20 protein-coding genes and 1 pseudogene are annotated in these 22,547 nt (G+C 70.2%); 15 read left to right on the top strand and 6 right to left on the bottom strand.

From position 1 onward, the window contains the following. The first annotated feature begins 1 nt into the window (after position 1). The 6 genes from tgmB to DIZ27_RS08045 all read left to right on the top strand — a co-directional run bounded on the left by tgmB (position 2) and on the right by DIZ27_RS08045 (position 4,571). The gene (gene tgmB, locus DIZ27_RS08070; RefSeq protein ID WP_109377605.1) at positions 2-982 is read left to right on the top strand and encodes an ATP-grasp ribosomal peptide maturase; all 981 of its coding nucleotides are present in this window, start codon (positions 2-4) and stop codon (positions 980-982) included. Continuing rightward, complete coding sequence (gene tgmC, locus DIZ27_RS08065) at positions 979-2,181, top strand: ATP-grasp peptide maturase system methyltransferase (protein WP_109377604.1); 1,203 nt, start codon at positions 979-981, stop codon at positions 2,179-2,181. The genes tgmB and tgmC overlap by 4 nt, the downstream gene beginning before the upstream one ends. 110 nt (positions 2,182-2,291) lie before the next feature. Further along, complete coding sequence (locus tag DIZ27_RS08060; protein ID WP_258308299.1) at positions 2,292-2,723, top strand: ATP-binding protein; 432 nt, start codon at positions 2,292-2,294, stop codon at positions 2,721-2,723. A gap of 261 nt (positions 2,724-2,984) precedes the next feature. Beyond that, positions 2,985-3,197 carry a helix-turn-helix transcriptional regulator gene (locus DIZ27_RS08055; protein WP_258308293.1) on the top strand — a complete coding sequence of 71 codons (213 nt, stop codon included), beginning with the start codon at positions 2,985-2,987 and terminating at the stop codon, positions 3,195-3,197. Continuing rightward, complete coding sequence (locus DIZ27_RS08050; protein ID WP_109377601.1) at positions 3,190-3,702, top strand: hypothetical protein; 513 nt, start codon at positions 3,190-3,192, stop codon at positions 3,700-3,702. Before DIZ27_RS08055 ends, DIZ27_RS08050 begins: the two co-directional genes overlap by 8 nt. Positions 3,703-3,974: 272 nt before the next feature. Then, the gene (locus tag DIZ27_RS08045; RefSeq protein ID WP_109377600.1) at positions 3,975-4,571 is read left to right on the top strand and encodes a LysE family translocator; all 597 of its coding nucleotides are present in this window, start codon (positions 3,975-3,977) and stop codon (positions 4,569-4,571) included. 150 nt (positions 4,572-4,721) lie between these two features. Here the strand turns inward: DIZ27_RS08045 and DIZ27_RS08040 are convergent, their stop codons facing one another. After that, complete coding sequence (locus DIZ27_RS08040; RefSeq protein WP_109377599.1) at positions 4,722-4,967, bottom strand: hypothetical protein; 246 nt, start codon at positions 4,965-4,967, stop codon at positions 4,722-4,724. Positions 4,968-4,998: 31 nt separating this feature from the next. Beyond that, complete coding sequence (helR, locus tag DIZ27_RS08035) at positions 4,999-7,131, bottom strand: RNA polymerase recycling motor ATPase HelR (protein WP_109377598.1); 2,133 nt, start codon at positions 7,129-7,131, stop codon at positions 4,999-5,001. 594 nt (positions 7,132-7,725) lie between these two features. Here helR and DIZ27_RS08030 point away from each other — a divergent pair. Beyond that, positions 7,726-8,382: a lamin tail domain-containing protein gene (locus DIZ27_RS08030; protein ID WP_109377597.1), complete on the top strand. Its 657-nt coding sequence runs from the start codon at positions 7,726-7,728 to the stop codon at positions 8,380-8,382. A 93-nt stretch (positions 8,383-8,475) separates the two neighbouring features. On the opposite strand, the gene DIZ27_RS08025 is transcribed toward DIZ27_RS08030, so the two are convergent. After that, positions 8,476-9,810, bottom strand: coding sequence for an NAD-dependent succinate-semialdehyde dehydrogenase (locus DIZ27_RS08025; RefSeq protein WP_109377596.1), 1,335 nt, complete (start codon positions 9,808-9,810; stop codon positions 8,476-8,478). Between the two features lie 149 nt (positions 9,811-9,959). Between DIZ27_RS08025 and DIZ27_RS08020 the strand changes: the two genes are divergently transcribed. After that, positions 9,960-10,598: a TetR/AcrR family transcriptional regulator gene (locus tag DIZ27_RS08020; RefSeq protein WP_109377595.1), complete on the top strand. Its 639-nt coding sequence runs from the start codon at positions 9,960-9,962 to the stop codon at positions 10,596-10,598. 63 nt (positions 10,599-10,661) lie between these two features. Next, complete coding sequence (gene hemB, locus DIZ27_RS08015; protein WP_109377594.1) at positions 10,662-11,657, top strand: porphobilinogen synthase; 996 nt, start codon at positions 10,662-10,664, stop codon at positions 11,655-11,657. 1 nt (position 11,658) lies between these two features. On the opposite strand, the gene DIZ27_RS08010 is transcribed toward hemB, so the two are convergent. Next, positions 11,659-11,898, bottom strand: a complete 240-nt coding sequence (locus DIZ27_RS08010; RefSeq protein WP_258308298.1) for a YjfA family protein — start codon at positions 11,896-11,898, stop codon at positions 11,659-11,661. A gap of 51 nt (positions 11,899-11,949) precedes the next feature. Next, positions 11,950-12,789: a peptidoglycan-binding protein gene (locus DIZ27_RS08005; protein ID WP_109377592.1), complete on the bottom strand. Its 840-nt coding sequence runs from the start codon at positions 12,787-12,789 to the stop codon at positions 11,950-11,952. Positions 12,790-13,077: 288 nt separating this feature from the next. On the opposite strand from DIZ27_RS08005, the gene DIZ27_RS08000 reads away from it, so the two are divergent. After that, the gene (locus DIZ27_RS08000; protein ID WP_109377591.1) at positions 13,078-13,539 is read left to right on the top strand and encodes a peptidoglycan-binding protein; all 462 of its coding nucleotides are present in this window, start codon (positions 13,078-13,080) and stop codon (positions 13,537-13,539) included. A 78-nt stretch (positions 13,540-13,617) separates the two neighbouring features. Here DIZ27_RS08000 and argS read toward each other — a convergent pair whose 3' ends face one another. Continuing rightward, positions 13,618-15,378 carry an arginine--tRNA ligase gene (gene argS / locus DIZ27_RS07995; RefSeq protein ID WP_109377590.1) on the bottom strand — a complete coding sequence of 587 codons (1,761 nt, stop codon included), beginning with the start codon at positions 15,376-15,378 and terminating at the stop codon, positions 13,618-13,620. 244 nt (positions 15,379-15,622) lie between these two features. On the opposite strand from argS, the gene lysS reads away from it, so the two are divergent. From lysS to DIZ27_RS07970, 5 genes and pseudogenes are all read left to right on the top strand, one after another. Continuing rightward, complete coding sequence (gene lysS / locus DIZ27_RS07990) at positions 15,623-17,368, top strand: lysine--tRNA ligase (RefSeq protein ID WP_109377589.1); 1,746 nt, start codon at positions 15,623-15,625, stop codon at positions 17,366-17,368. Between the two features lie 84 nt (positions 17,369-17,452). Beyond that, on the top strand, positions 17,453-17,632 hold the full coding sequence (locus DIZ27_RS07985; RefSeq protein WP_146228914.1) for a hypothetical protein: 180 nt from the start codon (positions 17,453-17,455) through the stop codon (positions 17,630-17,632). A gap of 120 nt (positions 17,633-17,752) precedes the next feature. After that, on the top strand, positions 17,753-21,676 hold the full coding sequence (locus tag DIZ27_RS07980; RefSeq protein WP_181383427.1) for a DNRLRE domain-containing protein: 3,924 nt from the start codon (positions 17,753-17,755) through the stop codon (positions 21,674-21,676). Then, entirely contained in the window at positions 21,676-22,161 is a 486-nt protein-coding gene (locus DIZ27_RS07975; protein ID WP_109377586.1) for a hypothetical protein, read from the top strand. Before DIZ27_RS07980 ends, DIZ27_RS07975 begins: the two co-directional genes overlap by 1 nt. Positions 22,162-22,259: 98 nt before the next feature. Beyond that, positions 22,260-22,448 (top strand): annotated as a pseudogene (locus DIZ27_RS07970) (lysine--tRNA ligase); the annotation flags it as partial. Positions 22,449-22,547 lie beyond the last annotated feature (99 nt).

Genomic DNA, 22,547 nt, shown 5'->3' with positions numbered 1-22,547 from the left:
GATGGCCTCCACCGTCCTGGTCGTCACCGTGCTGGAGGACGTCACCGCGGACTGGGTCGTCGCCGCGTTGAACGAGCGCGGGGTGCCCGTCGTGCGCGTCGACCCCGCCGACATCGGGCCCTCCCTGACGTTCGGCTTCCGTATCGACGCGGACAGGCCGGCGTGGAGCGGGCGGTTGCGTACGGCGAGCCGGGAGGTGGAGCCGGGGGAGGTGGCGGCGGTGTACTACCGCCGTCCCACTCCGTACGGCGCCCGGTTCGCACACCTGCCCCGGCAGCAACGGGACTTCGCTGCCGCCGAGGCGAGGCACGGGCTCGGCGGAGTCCTGAACGACCTGCCCGGTGCCCGTTACGTCAACCACCCGGCCGCGGTGGCCCGTGCGGACTTCAAGCCCGCCCAGCTCCGGAGGTTCGCCCGACTCGGGCTGAGGATTCCTCCGACGCTGATCACCAACGACGTGAAGACCGCGAAGGAGTTCGCCGCCGAGCACGGCCCCGTCGTCTGCAAGACGTTCCGGGGCCTGCCCGGCGGTGACGACGGGCACACCGGAGCGATCTGGACCCAGCGGGTCGCCCCGGAGATCTTCGACGACGCGCTCGCCGTGACCGCGCACCTCCTCCAGGCGGAGATCCCCAAGACCGGTGACGTACGGGTGACCGTGGTCGGCCGCCGTGTCTTCGCCCAGCAGATCGCCGCACCGGACGGCGCGCTGGACTGGCGCCGGGGCGACTGGGGCGCCCTGCTCCACGCCCCCGTCACCGTGCCGCCGCCCGTCGAGGCGGCGTTGCACGCCTACCTGGCCTCGTTCGGTCTGGTCTTCGGCTGTTTCGACTTCGCGCTCACCGGTGACGGGGACGACCCGGAACACTGGACGGCGATCGAGTGCAACCCGAACGGGCAGTGGGGCTGGCTTCCCGACGCCGCTGACATCACCGAGGCGTTCGCCGACGTCCTCACCGTGGAAAGAGAGAACCGTTCATGACGACGCCCGTCGACCTCGAAACCGATGCCGCCCGGCTGCGCGGTGCCATGGCGGAAGACCTCGCCGTACGCGGGTGCCTCAACGATCCAGGCTGGCGGACGGCGGTGGAGACGGTGCCCCGGCACCGGTTCGTGCCCGGCTTCTACCTGCCCGCCGACGAACGAGACGGACAGGGGCTGACCCGGTGGCAGCCCGTCACCGCCCACCTCGATTACGGGCGCTGGCTGGCCGCCGCGTACTCCGACGCCACGCTCATCACCCAGTTCGACGGTGACGAGCCCGACTGGGAGAACCCGGCCGAGCGGTACGGAGGGGCCCCGACCTCGTCCTCCACCCTGCCGTCGCTCGTCCTGCGGATGTGGGCCGACGCCGATGTCCGGGAAGGGCACGCGGTGCTGGAGATCGGCACGGGTACGGGATACTCGACCGCGCTCGCCTGCGAACGCCTCGGATCCGGGGGCATCACGAGCATCGAGGTGGACCCGCACCGGCTGGAGCAGGCGGCGAGTGCGCTGCACGCCTGCGGTTACACGCCGACCCTCGCGGTCGCGGACGGGCTGTACGGATACTGGCCCGAGGCCCCGTTCGACCGGATCGTCGCGGCCTGCTCCTTCCGCGCCGTGCCCCCGGCCCTGGTCGCCCAGACCCGGCCGGGCGGAAAGATCCTGCTGACGCTCTCGGGCTGGCTCTACGGGTACGCCCGGGTGCTGCTCACGGTCGCCGGGGACGGCACCGCCGAGGGCCACCTGCTGGGCGGCACGGTCTCCTTCATGTCGGCCCGTACGCACGCGGCGCCGGCCTTCGGCAACCCCGCCCACTGGGCAGCGGAGCCGCCGGGGAAGCCGCGGGCCGGTCGGCACGGTCCCGAACGGATCACCGCCGCGACCGAGGAGGCCTTCCACCTGCGCTTCCTCGTGCAGAGCGCTGTGCCCGACGCACAACTGGTCACGGTCGGCGGCATCGTGCACCTGGTCGACGTGGTGAGCGGGTCGGCCGCCACGCTGACCCCGGACGACGACGGCGGCTGGCAGGTGCGGGAGGGAGGGCCGGTGCGACTGTGGGAGTGCGTCGAGCGCGTTCTCGACGCCTACGACGCGGCCGGTCGGCCAGGGCCGGAGACCTTCACCCTGTGCGTCCACGAGGACGGACAGCACCTGCGGCACCCGCAACTCCCCTGCCTGCCGCTGCCGTCGCCCTGACGGGGACGGTCCGTGTCCCTCCGAGCAGCCCGGATGGGACCGGACACCCCACGGACAACCAGCGTTCGCACGGGCCGCCCGTCTTCACAAGGTGCACGGTCGTGAACACTCTGAGTGATGTGAATCAGAAGACTGCCGCATCGCGCACCCTGCTCCACCAGTTCTCCGTGCCGCTCTCCGCCACCCGCCGGGGAGCCCGTCTCGCCCGGCTGCTCGCCGCCGAGCAACTGCACTCCTGGGAGCTGCCGTTGGACCCGGCCCGGCTGATCGTCGCCGAACTCGCAGCGAACGCCGTTGTGCACGGGCGTGTCCCGGGCCGGAGCTTCCGGCTCGGTCTCACCTTCACCGCGGGTGGGGTGTTGCGCATCGAGGTGACCGACGCCAGGGGCGAGAGCCTGCCCACGCGTCGGAACGCCCCCTCGGAGCCCACCGAGTCCGGCTACGGTCTGCTGCTGATCGAGGAGTTGACCGACCGCTGGGGCGTGCGGAGTGGTCCGGCGCCGTGCAAGACGGTGTGGGCGGAGCTGGACCTCGCGCGGTGAGGGCTGCTCGGCCGTCCGTGGGGAGAGCTCTGCCGGGTCGGTGAACCGCGCCGCCCCCTGCGCGGCGCCGGAGCGCAGGGGGCGCGGCACACCACGGGCGCGGGTTCCAGGTCCGGCCCGGTCCTATCACCTGCGGTTTCGTCATGACCTCCGGCTGCGCTCACCCTCGGCCCGCCCTCAAGGTATGTCTTGTATATGCGACATCGTGTCGGGTATATATGACATATGGCCGCGACTCGAAGCGCCCGCGAGCCTCGGCGCGTGAACACGCGCATGAAGCTCAAGCGGGTGGCACTCGGCATGACCCAAGCAGACCTGGCCGGCCAGGTCGGGGTCACACGGCAGACGATCTCCATGATCGAGGCGGGTACTCACAACCCGACCCTCAGCTTGTGTGTCGCCATCTGCCGGGCACTGGAGACCGATCTCAACTCCCTGTTCTGGGAAGGAGGAGCGCACGGACACCATGGATGAGCGTCAGCACCTCAAGGCGGGCAGGTCAGCCCTCGTCGCCCTGGGCGCCGTCATGTTCGCAGCCCTCGGGGTGCTCGTCTGGGAGTACCTCCAGACCAAGGAGGTGACGAACACCGCGGCGATTCTGGTCCTCGTCGGCGGCGCGGGGGTGTTCGCGCTGGTGCAGCGCGTGCTGGGCGCCGAGGCCCCCCGGTCCCTCATGGGGGTCGAGCTTCCCACCGGCGCGGACGCACCCAGCCGTCGTCAGAGGCGGCGCGCCTACCTGCGCGGGGCGCTCCTGTTCGCCGCAGTTCTCACCGGCCTCAGCCTGGCCGGCCTCGCGCTCGGGGGCACGCAGGAGCTGACCTCCGGCCTCCCCTTCGCGGTCCAGGGCACGCTCGGGCTGGTGGCTCTCCTCGGCGCCGAGTTCCTGGCACTGTTCGCGGTTTCCTATGCGATCGACTGGGCGCTGGGAGAGTGGAGTTCGAAGGCCGTCGAGCGGCAGTACGCGCGTCTGGACGGCTGACCGCCGAGCCTGTCACCCACGTCGTCGTCGAGTTGCCGCTCGGCCCGGGCGCCGACGCCCACCGCATCGGCTGCGTCGCCACCTGGGCCGAGGGAGCCCGACGCCGACGTGCACGGCATCAGGATGGCGTCCCACGACGTGCTGTAGGGGATCACCACGGTTGAGCGCACGGGTTCCCCTCCCTCGTCTGCGCCCTCTGTCCCGCAGAGCCGTAGGTCGGTACCGTTTGTCCCGTGATCGGATTAGATCGTCTTGCGGTCTTCGTTACTACTGTGACTGTGCTGATCGCCGTGCCGGGCCCGAGCGTGCTCTTCGTTGTGAGCCGCGGAGTGGCGCTGGGACCGCGGGCCGCGGTGTCCACGGCGGTGGGGAACGGGGCGGGTCTTCTCGTTCAGGTGGTGCTGGTGGCATTTGGGCTGGGCGAGGTGCTCCAGCACTCCTATCTGGCCTTCTCGGTTCTCAAGTTCGCCGGTGCTCTGTACCTGGTCTACCTGGGCGTTCAAACATGGCGACAGCGAAGGTCACTCGCAGTGCGGGAGGAGGCCACGCCGAGGGCGGGAAGGCCGAGTCGCGTCCTGCGGGAGGGTTTCGTGGTCGGGGTCAGCAACCCCAAGGGGCTGCTGATATTCGGTGCTGTGCTGCCGCAGTTCGTGGATCGCCACGCGGGTGACGCCCACGTGCAGTTGTTGTTGCTGGGCCTGGTCTGCGTCATGATCGCGCTGATCTCGGACGCCACGTGGGGACTGCTCGCCGGAACGGCGCGCACATGGCTGGTCGGGTCACCGCGTCGCCTGTCGTGGATCGGTGGAGCGTCGGGTGCGGTGATGGTCGGGCTGGGGATTCGTCTGGCACTCAGCGACCGGGAGTGAGCCAGAAACTCCCCGTACTTCAAGAAGACTGCTGATCGCCTACGCCACGCAAAGGGACACGACCCGCCCATGAGCCGGGGCAGGCCGCGCGCGTTGTGGAAAGAGGGGGAAGCCGACAACCTCCACCCGGGCACGGACAGGGGGAGTCGGTCAGCCGTTGAAGCCCTGGGCGGTCAGGGTCTTTTCCGTGCGGGCGCGGTGGTTTGCCTCCCAGGTGTCGAGGGATTCCTCGGCCGCCTTGGCGAGCCTGGACCGGGCGGCCGCGAGGATCTCCTCCTCGCGTGCGGCGGGGACGAGGACGATGCCCTCCTCGTCGGCGACCACGATGTCCCCGGGGTGCACCAGGACACCGCCGACCCGGGCCGGCTCACCGAGCGCGCCGAACTTCTCCTTCAGGGACGGGAGCGTACGGGAACCGGCTGAGGCGTCAGGTGAGGATGACGAGCTGCCGGGTCGCCCTGGTCATCGCGACGTAACGGTCGACGGCTCCCTCGACGCCCTTGCCGAACGAGGCCGGGTCGACGAGGACCACCAGGTCGAACTCCAGGCCCTTGGACAGTTCCGGAGGCAGTGACCGGACGCGGGGCGTGGACCGGAACGTGGGGTGGCCGATGACGCAGGCGATTCCGTCCTCGTGGGTGGCGAGCCAGGTGTCGAGGATCGAGTCCAGGTCGCAGAGCGGTCCGTGGACGACGGGGATGCCGTTGCTGCGGATGGAGGTCGGGACGTTGGCGTCCGGGAGGGCGGCGCGGATGACCGGCTCGGCCTCCGTCATGACCTCTTCCGGCGTGCGGTAGTTGATGTTCAGGGTGGCCACGTCGACGCGGTCGAGGCCGACTCGTCGGAGTCGTTCCTGCCAGGACTCCGTGAAGCCGTGCCTGGCCTGGGCGCGGTCGCCGACGACGGTGAAGCTGCGGGACGGGCAGCGCAGGAGCAGCATCTGCCATTGGGCGTCGGTCAGTTCCTGGGCCTCGTCGACGACGACGTGCGCGAACGGGCCGGCAAGCGCGTCCGGTTCGGGGGCGGGCAGGGCGCTCTCGTCGATCAGGGTGTCCTGGAGGTCCCGTCCGTGCAGCATGGTCACCGCGCCCTCGCCGTCGTCGTCGGAGGCGATGACGTTGTCGATGACGGCGGCCATCCGCTCGCGCTGGGCGGCGACCGAGGCGTCGTGGCGGCGCTTGCGCAGGGACGCCTCCGGGTCGCCGAGCCGTTGCCGGGCCGCGTCCAGGAGCGGCAGGTCGGACACCGTCCAGGCCTGGGCGTCCTCGCGCTGGAGGGCGCGCACCTCGTCGGGGGCGAGCCAGGGGGCGCACATGCGCAGGTAGGCGGGGACCGACCAGAGGTCGGAGACGAGGTCGGTGGGTTCGAGGAGCGGCCAGGCGTCGTTGAGGGCGGTGAGCAGCTCCTTGTTCTGGGCCAGGGCCTTGCGGAACAGGGTGGGGGAGACGTCGTCGCCGCTCTGCCTGTCCAGCAGCATCGTGACCAGCTCGTCCCAGATCCGGTCGCGTGCCTCGTTGTGCGGGGTGCCCGGTTCCGCCGCCTCGAAGGCCTCGGCCCAGTCGTCGGCGGTCAGGCGGACGTCCGACCAGGGGGTGGTGACCGTCATGGCCCGGGTGGGCGGCTCCTCGTAGAAGCGGACGGCGGTCTCGATCGCCTTCACCATGTCCGCGGACGACTTCAGGCGGGCCACCTCGGGGTCGGTCTCGGCCGTTGCCGCGGCTCCCTCGGGGACGAGGTCCCGCAGGGTGCAGGTCCGCACGCCCTCCTCGCCGAGGCTGGGGAGGACGTCGGCGACGTAGGCCAGGTAGGGCTGGTGCGGGCCGACGAACAGCACGCCGCCCCTGCGGTGGCCGAGGCGCGGGTCGGAGTGGAGGAGGTACGCGGAGCGGTGCAGGGCGACGACGGTCTTGCCCGTACCCGGGCCGCCGTCGACGACGAGCGCGCCGCGCGAGCCCGCGCGGATGACGGCGTCCTGGTCGGCCTGGATGGTGCCGAGCACGTCCCGCATCCGGGCCGACCGGTTGCCGCCCAGGCTGGCGATGAAGGCGGAGTGGTCGTCGAGCGCGGCGTGCCCCTCCAGCCCGTCGGCGGTGAACACCTCGTCCCAGTAGTCGCTGATGCGGCCACGGGTCCAGCGGTACCTGCGGCGGCTCGCGAGCCCCATCGGGTGGGCGTGGGTCGCCGCGAAGAACGGCTCGGCGGCGGGGGAACGCCAGTCGAGCAGCAGGCGACGGCCCGTGCTGTCGGTGAGGCCGAGCCGTCCGATGTACACGGGCTCGCCGTCGTCCGCGCCGACGATGCGCCCGAGGCACAGGTCCAGGCCGAAGCGGCGCAGGGCGCGCAGGCGGGCGGTCAGCCGGTGCACCTCGATGTCCCGGTCCATCGCCTCCCGGCCGGCCCCGCCGGGTGCCCTGAGCGTGGCGTCGCGGCGGTCGGACAGCTCGGCGATCGTCTGCTCGAGGCTCTCCGCGAGGGCCGCGAAGTGCTGTTCGTCCTGAGCGATCAGGTGCGGGTCGGCCTTGGCGGAGAGGCGTTCGGGGAGGGCGAACACGCTGGTCATCGGGTGGTTTGTCGGAGTCACGGTCAGCGATTCTGCGCCCTGAAGGGGGCCTTGCCGCAAGCCCCCCGGTGCGCTATACGTTGAGAGTGGCAAGGGGTGGGTTCGCCCCCTTGCCTTCTTGCAGCCCTCTCATGGCGCTCCCTCGCCGGCCCCCGTCGCCGCCTCGATCGTCACCGCGAGTGGGCAAGCCCCCTCTCCACCCTGGCGCGGTGCCTCGGACGCGCCTCCGGTGCTCACGCCCTTCACCCCCTGTGCCCTGTCGGCCCCGTTACCCACTTTCGGGCGAAGGGCGGGGTGGCGTGTGTGGTGGCGGGCCGGGACGCGACCCTGGCTGAACGGTGACGGACCGGGACAGGCCATGGGTCGATGCATGGCGCATTGATTCGGGCCCCGTATTCGAACGGCATGTGTGCATCCAGCAACCGACTGTTGCGGACATATCCGTATTACGTCATCCGTAGGGGGACTTCCCGCGAAAGGGCCTGTCGCGGCGGCAGGGTATGAGACCTCGGCAGCCAGCCGGGACGTACCACTCGGAGAGCGCCGCCCGCCCCTGCGCGGGGTGGGCCGGCGCACGAATGCGAAGGGGACCGCATGTCTGCTTCTTCCGCCGCTCGCCGTCTGACCGCTGTCGCCCTGGTGACCGGTTCCGTCGTGGCGGCCGCCGCCCTGCCGGCGTCCGCCGTCCAGGACAGGGGTCCCGACCGCCGACAGGTCGTCATCAGCGACGTCCAGTACAACGCTCCCGGCCCGGACACCCGCAGCAACCGTTCGCTGAACGGCGAGTGGGTGAACATCACCAACCGGTCCCGCCACAGCGTCGACCTGAAGGGCTGGACCCTGCGCAACAGCAAGGGCGACAAGTACACCTTCCGCCACCTGCGGTTGAACGGCCGCTCGACGGTCACGGTGCACACGGGATCCGGTCGTGACACCCGCCGTGACGTCTACCAGGACCGCAGCAGGCACATCTGGGACAACCACTCCGACCGGGCCACCCTGTCGGACCGCCGCGGCTCGGTCGTCGACACCGAGAGCTGGGGCCGTGGTCACGGTCATGACCGTGACCGGGACCGTGACCGGGACCGTGACCGTGACCGGGACCGCGGCCACGACCGTGACCGTGGCCACGACCGGGGCCGTGACTACGACCGGGGCCGCGGCCACGACCGCGACCGCGACCGCGGCCACGACCGCAGCAACAACCGGGCCGACGAGCGTGGTGGCGACCACGGGCGCCACCAGCGCTGACTCACCGCCCCGAGGGCGTGTCACGGCAGCCGGCCGTGACACGCCCTCGGGCGTTTCCCGGGCCGGGGCCCGGGCCCACGGCCGGCAGCGTGGTCAGGCCACCGTGCGGATCAGCTTCTTGTTGACGAACTCCTCGGTGCCCGGGCGGCCGAGTTCGCGGCCGAAGCCGGAGCGCTTGATGCCGCCGAAGGGGAGCTCCGCGCCCTCGGCGCCGACGCCGTTGACGAAGACCATGCCGGCCTCGATGCGGTCGGCGACGCGTTCGGCCTGGGCGGGGTCGGTGGTGAAGACGTAGGAGCCGAGGCCGTAGGGGGTGTCGTTGGCGATGCGTACGGCGTCGTCCTCGTCGGCGGCCGGGAAGACCATGGCGACCGGGCCGAAGAGTTCCTGGCGGGCGGCGGTGTGGTCGGTGGTGAGGCCCGTGAGGACTCCGGCGGGGAAGTACGCGCCGCGCCGCTCGCCCTCGGTATGCAGGGTGGCGCCCTGGGCGACGGCCTCGTCGACCTGACGGCCCAGGTTCTCGGCGGCGGCGGCCGACGACAGGGGAGCGCCCGTCGCGCCGGCGAGCAGACGGGCGGTGAACTTCTCGACGAACGCGTCGTAGAGGTCCTGGACGACGACGAACCGCTTGGCGGCGTTGCAGGCCTGGCCGGTGTTGTCCAGGCGGGCGGCGACGGCGGCGTCGACGACCGAGTCGAGGTCGTCGGTGGACAGCACGATGAACGGGTCCGAGCCGCCGAGTTCGAGGACGACCTTCTTCAGGTGGCGCCCGGCGATCTCGGCGACGGCGGAACCGGCCCGCTCCGAGCCGGTGAGCGAGACGCCCTGGACGCGCGGGTCGGCGATCACCTCGGCGATCTGCTCGTTGGTGGCGTAGACGTTGACGTAGGCGCCGGAGGGGAAGCCCGCCTTGGTGAACAGCCGCTCCAGCAGCGCCGCGGTGGCCGGGCACTGCGGGGCGTGCTTGAGGACGATGGTGTTGCCGAGGGCGAGGTTCGGGGCGGCGAAGCGGGCCACCTGGTAGGCCGGGAAGTTCCACGGCATGATCCCGAGCAGGACGCCCAGCGGGCTGCGCCGGATGACGGCGCTGCCCGGGCCGGAGGTGACGTCGAGCGGTTCGTCGGCGAGGAACTCCTCGGCGTGGTCGGCGTAGTAGCGGTAGATGTCGACGCAGAAGTCGACCTCGCCCTCGGCCTCCGCGAGCGGCTTGCCCATCTCGCGCACGATGCTCGCCGCCAGCTCGGCCCGGTGCTCCGCGTGGAGGTCGCCGAGCCGACGCAGCAGGGTGGAGCGTTCGGCGGCGGTGCTCGTGCGGCCCCACGCGGTGGCGGCGTGGGCGGCGGTGACGGCCGCCTCGACCTCGGCGTCACTGGCGGTCGGGTAGAGCTCGGCGACTTCGCCGGTGGTGGGGTCGGTGACGGCGTACATCAGTGCTCCAGTGCTCCGGGGAAGAGTGGGTGCGGGTGGGGCTCCGGGGCGGCTGAGGCAGCGCATGGTGGCCGCACACAGCGGGTGCGCGCCCCAGTGCCTCATTGCCCGATTGTCTTATTGGTCGCTCACTCAATAACATCCCCGGCATGACGTCAAGGGGTCCGGAAAAGCGTGTCCGCAAGGCGCCGGCCGAGCGCCGCGGCGAGATGGTCACCGCCGCCGCGCGGGTCGGGCTCACCGAAGGGCTGGAGTGCGTCACCCTGCGCCGGATCGCCGACGAGCTCGGCGTCCGGCCCGGGCTCGTCGGCCACTACTTCCCCGCGGCCGACAGACTCGTCGCCGAGGCCTTCACCAGCGCCACCATGGCGGAGCTCGACAGCCTGCTGCCGGAGCCGCCCGCCGACCCCGGCCCCGGCGGTGCGGTGCGTGCGCTGCGGCGGCTCTTCTCGCTCACCTCGAGCGCCGACTTCGACGACGTCAGCAGGCTCTGGCTCAACGCCCGGCATCTGGCGCGCTACCGGCCCGTGCTCCGCGAGCACGTCGTCGAGCAGGACCTGCTCTGGTGCCGGCGTATCGAGCGGGTCGTCGCCACCGGGGTGGCGGCGGGGGACTTCCACTGCGCCGACCCCAGGGCGGCGGCCGTCCGCATCCACGTCGCGATCGACGGGGCCAGCGCCCACGTCAACACCGGCGTGGGACACCGTGCCGCCCCGATCGCCGACATGGCCCGCACCTTCGCGGAAGCCGAGCTGGGGCTGGCGTCCGGAGCCCTCGCACCGCACTGACGGCGAGCCGGCCCGACTCGGCGTCGGTAAAGGCACGGGGCGGGCGGGCGTAGCGTGGGAGGTATGACGACGTACGGATCTTTTCCCGGTACCCGGCCCCGGCGTCTGCGGACCACCCCCGCCATGCGTCGGATGGTCGCCGAGACGCGGTTGCACCCCGCCGACCTCATCCTCCCGGCCTTCGTCCGCGAGGGGGTCGGCGAGCCGGTGCCGATCGAGGCGATGCCGGGCGTGGTGCAGCACACGCGCGACACCCTGAAGAAGGCGGCGGCCGAGGCCGTGGCGGCCGGGGTCTCCGGGATCATGCTGTTCGGGGTTCCGGAGGAGTCGAAGAAGGACGCCCTGGGCACGGCGGGCACCGACCCGGACGGGATTCTCCAGGTCGCCCTGCGGGACGTGCGGGCCGAGGTCGGCGACGACCTGCTCGTCATGTCCGACCTGTGCCTCGACGAGACGACGGACCACGGGCACTGCGGGGTACTGGACGAGCAGGGGCGGGTCGACAACGACGCGACCCTTGAGCGGTACGCCGAGATGGCGCAGGTGCAGGCCGACGCGGGCGCCCATGTCGTGGGGCCCAGCGGGATGATGGACGGGCAGATCGGCGTCATCCGTGACGCCCTCGACCAGATCGGCCGCGAGGACGTCGCGATCCTCGCCTACACCGCCAAGTACGCCTCCGCCTTCTACGGGCCGTTCCGCGAGGCCGTCGGCTCGTCGCTCCGGGGCGACCGCAACACGTATCAGCAGGACCCGGCCAACGTCCGTGAATCGATGCGGGAGTTGGCGCTGGACCTGGCGGAGGGCGCCGACCTGGTGATGGTCAAGCCGGCAGGTCCGTATCTAGACGTCCTCGCCCGGGTCGCCGACGCCGTGGACGTGCCGGTGGCCGCGTACCAGATCTCCGGGGAGTACTCGATGATCGAGGCCGCCGCCGAGAAGGGCTGGATCGACCGCGACCGGGCGATCCTGGAGACCCTGACCGGCATCAAGCGGGCCGGCGCGCAGAACATCCTCACCTACTGGGCCACCGAAGTCGCCCGGAAGCTGGAGGCGTAGCTCAGCGCACGGTGGCCTCGAAGCACTCCCGGCCGGTCCGTCCCGCGGGGTGGAAGCAGGCCCGGACGACCGTGCCGGGACGGGTCCTCGTCATCGGGGTGCAGACGTACGCCTTCGCGTCGAGGGCGTCCACGATCCCGGCGGAGCGGGTGGGGCCGGCCGCGGTCAGCTCCACCCGGTCGCCCACCCGGGTGCCCCACATGCGGGCCCGACTCGTCCCGCACCTGGGGCTGTAGCGCAGTTGCAGGCGGGCTCCGCAGGGCGGCGGTCAGCCGGGCGCGCTCCGGTGACGTCATTGCCGTAAGGCCCCCCAGGTGTGCGGGCCGACGACGCCGTCCACGACCAAGTCGGCGTCCACCTGCAGGTGTTTGACGGCCCGCTCGGTCAGCGGTCCGAAGATGCCGTCGACGTCCCCCGGAGAGTAGCCCGCCCGGGCCAGCAGACACTGCACCTCGGCGGCTTCCGGACCGGCGTGGCCGTTCGCCACGATCGCGTCGCGCGTGGCGCTCAGCCCCGCGTACCAGAGGCCGTCGATCCGCTTCACCCGGCAGGTGTAAGCGGGTGCGGACCGCGGTGACGCGGACGGCGAGGCGAATGGCGCGGCGGCGCCGTGATCGCGGTCCGCGCCCGTCCTGCCGACCAGCACCACCACCGCCGACGCGGCCAGCACGACGGCGACCACCCCAGCGGCGACCGCCACGTGGAAGGCCCGCCCGCGCGTCGGTTCAGCCGCGGGGTCGGCGGGGCCGATCGGATCGACGGGTTCGACGGGTTCCGTTTTCCTGGGTTCTGCGACGGATTCCGGAGCCTGAGCCTGAGCCGGAGCGGCAGCCGCGACCGGACCCGGAGGCGCCGTCGCCGTGCGGCCGCTCCATGCCTCCGCCGCGACCTCCCACACGGCCAGCAACCGGGTCGGCTCCTCGCCGGTGACCGACGCCAGCGCCTCGACGGCGTCCCGGGGCGGCAGCGACCTGCCGCCGAGGTAGCGCTCCCACGACGAAGAGCTGTAACCGGTCTTCGCCGCGAGCTGCCGCAGACTCAGCCCGCTGTGGTCCTTCAGCCGCCGTAATCGCACCACCAAGTTCCGGACGCTCGGATCGAGTTCCGCGGGCAGGCCCTTCCAACGCGACATGCTCCCCCCCACTCGCGTGTGCTTGGTTCCGTCCCGTCGCATTCCGCAACAGCCTTCACAGTGTGCCGGGTGACGCGTTTCTCGCACCCACGCCGATTCGGCCATCGCCCGTCCCGCCCCGTCCCGCGGCACCGTCCCGGCGGGACGCGGCCCCGCAGGTCCCGGACCAGGGTGTCCCATGGCGTCGTCACTTCAGCGGCAATCGTGGCCGGGCCCGGCACAGACCCGGCAGTCTCGTTGCCGAGCCGGCCGCTCCGGTCGGCACCGCCCATTCGAAGGGGGACAGACATGCGAGCCATGACCAAGGCGCTCGTCAGTGTCACTACGGCTGTGGGGATCGCCGCCGGCGGCCTGGCCACCGCGGGCACCGGCTTCGCGGCTCCGGCGCAGGACACCAAGGCCGTGGCGAGTGCCGAGGCGGTCGCTCCGCTCGCGGTGGTCAACCTCGGTCTGAACGCCACTCAGGCCAAGGGCGTCCAGCGCTGGCTGCGGGCGCACTGGAGCTACACCGACTCGATCGACGGGGAGCTCGGCCCCAACAGCTGGAAGGCCTTCCAGCGCATGCTCAAGGCGCACCACGGCTACACCGGCGCCATCGACGGATCCGTCGGGAGCGGGACGGTCTCGGCGTTGCAGCGCTTCCTGAAGAACAACGGCTGGGGCTACACCGGCGCGATCGACGGAATCGCCGGCTCGGGCACCCAGGCGGCGTTCAAGACCTTCGCCAACTGGTGCGTCGACACGTACTAGGCACCACCGGCACCGACGGCCGCGGCCCGTCCTCCCAGCGGGAGAGGACGGGCCGCGTGCGTCGTGCCTTCCGGGCGGTCAGAGCCGCTCGGGCGTCCGGATGCCCAGCAGGGCCATGCCCCGGTGCAGGGTGCGGGCCGTGATGTCGCACAGGAACAGGCGGTTGGCCACCTGCTCGGGCGACTCGGCCTTCAGCACCGGGCACTTGTCGTAGAACGACGTGTACAGGGACGCCAGCTGGTACAGGTAGGCGGCCAGCTTGTGCGGAGCGTACTCCCGCGCCGCGTCCGCCACCGTCTCCGCGAACGCGTCCAGGTGCAGGCCCAGCGCCCGCTCGGCCTCGTGCAGGGCCAGCTCCGGGTGCGCCGAGGGGCGTACGCCGTCGGGGGCCTTGCGCAGGATCGACTGGATACGGGCGTAGGCGTACTGGAGGTAGACCGACGTGTCGCCGTTCAGGGAGACCATCTGGTCGAGGTCGAACTTGTAGTCCCGGTTCGCCGACGTCGACAGGTCCGCGTACTTCACGGCTCCGATGCCGACCTGCGCGGCCCGCTCCCGGATCTCGTCCTCGGTGAGGTCCTGCGCCTTCTCCCGTACGACCTCCGCGGCCCGCTGCACCGCCTCGTCCAGCAGGTCCTCCAGCCGCACGGTCTCGCCCTCACGCGTCTTGAACGGCTTGCCGTCCGCGCCGAGCACCGTGCCGTAGCCCATGTTGTGCGCGGTGACGTCGTCGTTCAGCCAGCCGGCCCGGCGGGCCGTCTCGAAGACCATCCTGAAGTGCAGCGACTGGCGCACGTCGACGACGTACAGCAGCGTGGTCGCGTGCAGGTCGACGACGCGGTCGCGGATCGCCGTCAGGTCCGAGGCCGCGTAGCCGAAGCCGCCGTCGGCCTTCTGCACGATCAGCGGGACCGGCTGGTCGTCCTTGCCGCGGATCTCGTCGAAGAACACCACGAGCGCGCCCTCGGAGCGCACCGCGACGCCCATCTCCTCCAGGAGCCGGGCGGTCTCCGGCATGCCCTCGTTGTACGCGGACTCCCCGACGATCTCCTCGTCGCGGATCTCCATGTCGAGCTTCTCGAAGACGGAGTAGAAGTAGACCTTCGACTCGTCCACGAACTGCTGCCACAGCTCGAGCGTCTCCTTGTCACCGGACTGGAGGGCGACGACCCGCTTGCGGGCCCGCTCCTTGAACTCCTCGTCCGAGTCGAAGAGCGCGCGCGACGCCTTGTACACGCGGTTCAGGTTGCTCATGGCCTGCTCGCCGTCGACCTCGCCCGGGGGGGCCAGCTCGCCCGGGTGCTCGAACAGGTACTGGATGAGCATGCCGAACTGGGTGCCCCAGTCGCCGATGTGGTGCCGGCCGATCGTCTTCTCGCCGGTGAAGTCGAGCATGGCGCGCAGGGCGTCGCCGATGACCGCCGACCGCAGGTGACCGACGTGCATCTCCTTCGCCACGTTCGGCTGGGCGTAGTCGACGACCGTGACGCCCGCGTTCTCCTTCAGCGGCACGCCGAGGCGCTCGCCGTCCGCGTGCCGCGCGGCGAGGTTCTCGGTGATCGCCCGGTCGGCGACGGTGATGTTGAGGAAGCCGGGTCCGGAGACCTCGACGTCCTTGATCAGCTCGTCGCCGGTGACGACCTGCGCGACGACCTCGGCGGCCAGCTCCCGCGGGTTCGCCTTCGCCTTCTTGGCCAGCGCCAGGATGCCGTTGGCCTGGTAGTCCGCCCGGTCGCTTCGTCGCAGCAGCGGGTCCGCGGACGCCTCCGGCCGGACGGCGGAGATGGCGGACGCGAGCTGCTGGTTGACGAGATCGGTGAGCGATGTGACCGAGGCCATAGGAGGGGGTGCCCGTTCTCCTCGTGGGTTCAGATAGACCTGTCCAGTATCCCACGGGTGGCAAAGCGGTTTTCTGGCCGCGGGACGGTGGGGCTCGTCGCGCCCGCGCGGCGGAGCCGCATGTCGACACGGCCCGCGCCTCCGGGGCGCGGGTGAAAAGCGGTTTTCGCGGATGCGGTCCGGGCTGGGAGAATGGAGGGGTCAGCCGTGCGACCGTACCGGCTGCCCGAGCAGAAAGAAGGACGTGCCGATCGTGGCTCAGAGCACCGAGACCACCGACTGGGTCTCCCGTTTCGCGGATGACGTCATCGAGGAATCGGAGCGTCGGGCCCCGGGCAAACCGGTCGTCGTCGCGTCCGGGCTGTCGCCGTCCGGCCCGATCCACCTCGGCAACCTCCGCGAGGTCATGACCCCGCACCTGGTCGCCGACGAGATCCGCCGCCGCGGCCACCGGGTGCGGCACCTGATCTCCTGGGACGACTACGACCGGTACCGCAAGGTCCCCAAGGGCATCGACGGCGTCGACGAGGAGGAGTGGGCCGGGCACATCGGCAAGCCGCTCACCTCGGTCCCGGCCCCCAAGGGCTCGGCGTACCCGAACTGGGCGGAGCACTTCAAGGCCGCCATGATCGAGTCGCTCGCCGAACTGGGCGTGGAGTTCGACGGGATCAGCCAGACGGAGCAGTACACCTCCGGTGCCTACCGCGAGCAGATCCTGCACGCCATGAGGCACCGCGGCGACATCGACGCGATCCTCGCCCAGTACCGCACCAAGAAGGCCCCGGCGAAGAAGCAGCAGCAGAAGCCGGTCGACGAGGCCGAGCTGGAGGCCGCCGAGGGTTCCGGCGCCGCCGCCGAGGACGACGGCAGCCTCGGCTCCGCCGGCTACTTCCCGTACAAGCCGTTCTGCGGCAACTGCGAGAAGGACCTCACCACCGTCACCGCCTACGACGACGACTCCACCGAGCTGACCTACGCCTGCACCGCGTGCGGCTTCTCGGAGACGGTCCGGCTGAGCGAGTTCAACCGCGGCAAGCTGGTCTGGAAGGTCGACTGGCCGATGCGCTGGGCGTACGAGGGCGTGGTCTTCGAGCCGTCCGGCGTCGACCACTCGTCCCCGGGTTCGTCGTTCCAGGTCGGCGGGCAGATCGTCGGGATCTTCGGCGGCAAGCAGCCGATCGGCCCGATGTACGCGTTCGTCGGGATCAGCGGCATGGCGAAGATGTCGTCCTCGCGCGGTGGCGTGCCGACCCCCGCCGACGCGCTGAAGATCATGGAGCCGCAGCTGCTGCGCTGGCTGTACGCCCGGCGCCGGCCCAACCAGTCCTTCAAGATCGCCTTCGACCAGGAGATCCAGCGCCTCTACGACGAGTGGGACCGGCTCGACGCCAAGGTTTCCGAGGGCACCGGGCTGCCCGCCGACGTCGCCGCGCACTCCCGCGCGGTGGGCACGGCGAGCGGCGCGCTGCCGAGGACGCCCCGGCCGCTGCCGTACCGCACCCTCGCCTCCGTCGCCGACATCACCGGCGGGCACCCGGACCAGGCGCTGCGCATCCTCAGCGACTTCGACCCCGCGAATCCGCTCGCCTCGCTCGACGAGGCGCGGCCGCGTTACGACAAGGCCGAGGCGTGGATCAACACCCACGTCCCCGCCGACCAGCGCACCATCGTCCGTACGGAGCCCGACGAGGAGCTGCTGAAGTCGCTCGACGAGCAGGGCAGGGAGTCCCTGCGGCTGCTGGTCGACGGGCTCGCCGACCACTGGTCGCTGGACGGGCTCACGCACCACGTCTACGGCGTTCCCAAGGTGCAGGCCGGTTTCCCCGCCGACGCCACGCCCAAGGAGCTGCCGCCGGAGATCAAGACCGCGCAGCGGTCGTTCTTCGCGCTGCTGTACCACCTGCTGGTCGGCCGGGACACCGGTCCGCGCCTGCCCACGCTGCTGCTCGCGGTGGGCCAGGAGCGGGTACGGAGGCTGCTCGGGCACTGACCGGCACATCGACGTGTACGACGGCGGGGGCGCCCGGTGTTTCACCGGGCGCCCCCGCCGCCGTCGTACCGTCTGCTCGTCCGCGTGCGGGTCGGGTGCCTGGCTGTCGCCGTCGGCCTTTCCGGCGCCTGGTCGGGGCGCTTTCCGCACCGTGGCTTCGCCACCGCCGCCCGCGTCCTCGGTGAAGCCGCCGCCACGGCCATGAACCTCGCCGACCAGCTGCGTCGCGCGCGTGATGCCGCTCAGGACGTCTGCGGGTGCTGAAGCCAGCAGCGACGACGACGGACGCGACCAGGGGAGTGCTGTGACTTACGTCTTCTTGCCTGTGCATGCGGGAGAAAGTATGAAGATCTTTGTTCTTTTCTGTGAATGGGGGGATCCAAGATGAAGAAGAGACGCGGACCCAGGTGTTCGCGCATACTCGGGTTCAGTCTGTACGCGCTGGCCGGCTGCTTAGCCGTCGAGATCGGCGTCCCGGTGCTGCAGGCCGATGCCTCCACCGCACGGCCTGTCGCGTCCGCGGCGGAGGAGTCTGACGACGTCGAGGCGAAGGTCGGTGCGGCGCGTATCCGCGCGGCTTTGCTTGGTCAGCGCGTAGAGGTCACCGCGCTGCGTACGGAAAGTTCAACCACCTACGTCAATCCCGACGGCTCGGTGACCGAAGAGTCGACCACCGGACCGACGAGGGTCAAGGACAAGAGCGGAACGTGGCGAGACGTCGACACGAGACTCGTTCGCCGTGACGGAGTTGTGCAGCCGAGGCAGGCCGCAGCGGACATCAGTTTCTCCGATGGTGGTTCGGGTGCTCTCGCGGAAGTGAGCGAGGGCGGTCACACGCTCGGCATCGGCTGGGACGGCGATCTTCCCCGACCGACGCTCGAAGGAAACACCGCGACCTACAGCGATGTTCAGCCCAACGCCGATCTGGTGGTCTTCGCACTGCCGGAAGGCTTCTCGCATCTCCTTGTGCTGAAGGAACGGCCGAAGGAGCAGGTGGAGCTGAGAATACCCGTCGCCGCCGACGGCTTGACGCTCCGTAAGGCTTCTGATGAACGGCTGCTCTGGGAGAGCAAGGACGGCAGAGATGTGGCCACCGCGCCCGTTCCCGTCATGTGGGGAGCTACTGAGCGCGCTGCGTCCGGCGAGCCGGCTGATGTCACCGATGTCGCCGTCACGGTGGAGGGCAGCGGTGACGGGCAGACTCTGGTTCTCACGCCGGACCATTCGTTCCTGCAGGATCCTGACGTGAGATACCCCGTGACTGTGGATCCGACCAACACGCTGCTCGGCCCCGTCACGGACACCTGGGTCCAGGATGCCGCCTATCCGACGTCCCAGCGCGGCTCCACCGAACTGAAGGCGGGGACGTACGACGGGTCGGAGCGTGCTCGTTCCTACCTCAAGTTCGATACGGCCCGATTCCGCGGCAAGCGCATCATCGACGCCGACCTGCGTCTCTTCTCCCATTGGTCGTCGACTTGCTCGACGGCCAATGCGGGGATCGAGGTCCGACGGGTCACCAGTGACTGGGACCCCTCCGCCATCTCCTGGGCGAAGCAGCCGAGTACGACCACTACGGCGGCTCCCGTGTCTAAGGCGGCAAAGGGCTACAACGCGAATTGCCCCGCTGGACAGGTCTCGTGGGGCGTTGACGGCATCGTCCAGGCGTGGGCCGACGGTCAGCCCAACTACGGGGTGCGTCTGGCGGCTGTGAATGAGAAAGACCCCCTCACCTGGCGGCGTTACCGATCGGCCAACTATGTTGACGGGTCACACGACTCCGCGACTGAGCCGTCACTGATCGTTACGTACAACTCCACGCCGGCGACTCCCACGGAGTTGGGGGTCAGCCCTCGTAAGGCCGGCACCCCACTTGTGGTTCGGTCGCTCACGCCCACCCTCCAGGCCAAGGTCGGTGACAGTGACGCCGAGTCCGCGTTGACGACCGAATTCCAGATTCAGCCCGAGCCTGGATTCGCTGACACCACGTACACCTGGACCGGGAAGACCGCAAAGTTCACGCCGGACACCGTGGCCACGACGCAGGTTCCCACCGCTTCGGCACTGCCGGACGGCACCCACCTTCGGGTTCGGGCGCGCACCAGCGACGGGATCGACACCTCCAACTGGTCCGGCTGGACGGCGTTCCAGGTCGACGCGAGCGCTGTGCTGCCCGCAGACTTGCCCACCCAACTCCAGGCTGGAGCGACCGACACCACCTCTCCCCTGGTCACGGGCGTTGTCACCTCGCCCAATGGGGGCATGGTCGAGGCCCAGTTCCGGCTCGGCAACGCCAGTGGGACCCAGACCTTGGGCAGTCAGTTCGTGCCCAACGGCGAGCGCGCCGGTTTCAAGATTCCTGCCGACCGGCTCGATTCCGGTGGGCCGTTCAACTGGTCGATGAGGGCTTGTTATGAGGGCAAGTGCTCCGCATGGACCGAGAAGACCGCGATAGCCGCAGGATCCGGTACGGAGGTCGTCGAGACGCCCGGCAGTATGTCGGTGAGCGTTCCGCTCACCAAGGCCACCGTCTGCACCGGGACGGCCACCTGTGTCGGCGAAACCGGCACGGCGCTGAAGGTGGGCAGTGTCTCCGGCAAGAACTGGCGCACCTATCTCAAGGCCGACCTGTCGAAGATCCCTGCCGGAGCACGGGTGACCGGTGCCACGCTGCAGTTGCAGTCGAGCGCGACGACACCCGACCTGGCCGTACATGCTCTCAACGATGCATGGGCCACCACGGGGACGGGAAGTGACTTGGACAAGGTCACGGCTCCGGGCGTCAACCTGGACGCGGCGGCCCCTTGGACGATCGACGTCACCGGCCTCGTCACCGGCTGGACCGACGGCGCCAACGTCAATCACGGTCTGGTACTGCGAAGGGCGGATACGGCGCCGAGCACGGCGGGCATCAGTTTCACCTCGGCCACATTCACGGTCGAGTACGGGCCGGCCACACCGCCGTCACCGCCTGGAGGGCTCCGTGCGCGAGCGGGGGACGGGGGAGCTCTGGTCATGTGGGACGCCAGCACGGACAGCGGTTACAACGACACGGACCTCACCTATGAGGTGACCGCACTGGATGCCGCCGGCACCGTGGCGGCCAAGCGCACCACGCACGGTACGGACATGGTGATCACCGGCCTCACCAACGACGCCCCCTACACCTTCAAGGTGAGCGCCTCGAGCCCGTACGGCACCAGCACCACGGTCACCAGCGATGCAGTCAGGCCGCTGCGTGCTCCCCTGAGCGTCGCCACCTACACAGCGACCGTCAACGAGTACCTCGAAGCCACCGCTGCTTTGAACACCGGCGCGCACAACAGTGCAAGCGCCGCGATCAACGGTCGGCCCAACGCCGAGAAGTACTCCTGGTTGTTGAAGGCGGAGGAATTCTGGCTGATCGATACCCGCAACGCCCTGAAAGCGGACAGCCTCACCTATACGTCCATCACGTCCACCCTGTCGGCCGTGCTGGCGATGCCCTCCGCTGACGGCTCGGTGACCGTCCGTGCCACGGTGAATGAAAAGAGAACGCTCGCCGATACGCCCGAGGAACCAGAGACCGACGAGACAACCACCCTCTACACCTTCTCCGAGAAGGATTCGCCCGTACTGCGGAGCAAGATGAACGCCGCGCAGTACGAACAGCGGATGTCCAAGGGCGACGACGCCTACGGTGCCGTGACGCACAGCAGCGTGGAGAGCGACGTCTCTCCCACGGCATCCACCCGGCAGGTCCCCTATACCCTCGGCGCACTTGCTGTGGACCAAGCCCAGTACACGCCGTACGCCACCGTGAACGACAGCGGTACAGCGAAATGGGCCAGGGCCCACTGGAACGACCGGCACGAGTACAGCCAGGACTGCACCAACTACGTTTCCAAGGCGCTGTACCACGGTGGCGGAATGCGCATGAAGGGCAAAAACAAGAACAAGAAGAGCGTGGACAACTGGTGGCGCATCAAGCACTCCGCGCCGCCGCACTCGGGTGGGGGGTTCTACTACACCAACTCGCACACGTGGACCGTCGCCGACAAGATGGAGACGTTCCTGTCCAAGCACAGCTACGGCATCGTGAACACCGAATCCAAGCAGAAGGAGGCCAAGGTCGGCGACGTGGTCTTCTTCAACTGGGGTGGCAAGGGAGGCTGGGACCACGCGGGCGTCATCACCAAGATGGCGAAAGGAAAGGCTTACGTGAGCGCGCACAACAACAACCGCCTGAACCAGCGTCTCGACACCTACATCCGAAGCCAGAGGGGCACGTGGGCGAACATCCATCGCGTCAGGCCGGAGTGGTACTGATGCTCAAGACCCCAGTAGCCAAGTGGCTCGTGGCGGCACTCGTCGCCCTGTGTCTGGGCGGAGGCGTCCTCACATGGTGGCTGCTCCGTGAACCGGCGCCCTATGCCTTGCGGGACACCCCCGAGGTGAAGGTGACGGTCCGCGCCGCGGAGTCCACCTACCCCGAGGCCGAGGAGGTCGCTCGCGAGGTCGAACTGGTCCTCGAGGTGTACGTCCAACGCCTCCGGGGCGGTGACGCTGCGGACCTGGCCGGGGTAGGTGCCCCGTGGTACACCGGCCGGGAGGAGGCCGCACAGCGCCTGATCGCCGAGTTCGGCGCACACGCCGACAAGCCGGTCGAAGCAGTCGTGGCCGACCCCGTCGTACCGGGCCTTGCCACTGTGGAACTTCGCTTCAGTGACGGCCGGCAGCAGGCGCTCGACCTCACCCGCGACGACGAGGTGTGGTGGCTGAGCATGGGGAACGGTGATCCGGTGAAGCCGTAGGCACCGGTACCCCTCACCCCTTGACGGATCGCGACCGCCGTCCAGAAGCCTTGTGCTTGTGGACGGCGGTTCGCTCATGCGGCTTCGCAGACCGTTCACCACAGCGCAAGGCTGGTCGACCCGATGACGGCGGTGGCCGGGAGCTGCCGCCGGAGAGCAAGACCGCGCAGCGGTCGTTCTTCGCGCTGTTGTACCACCTGCTCGTCGGCCGGGACACCGGTCCGCGCCTGCCCACCCTGCTGCTCGCGGTGGGCCAGGAGCGGGTACGGACGCTGCTCGGGGAGTAGGCCCGGTTCACGGGAACGGGGACGCGCGGCCGTCGGGGCCGGGCGTCCCCGTTCTTCACGGCCGGGCTCCTCGGGGGCGGCGGCCACGAGGGCCGAGGT

It is taken from the genome of Streptomyces sp. NWU339 (assembly GCF_003143855.1).
In the GTDB taxonomy this organism is placed as follows: Bacteria; Actinomycetota; Actinomycetes; order Streptomycetales; family Streptomycetaceae; genus Streptomyces.
This window is presented reverse-complemented; position numbering and strand designations above follow the sequence as displayed.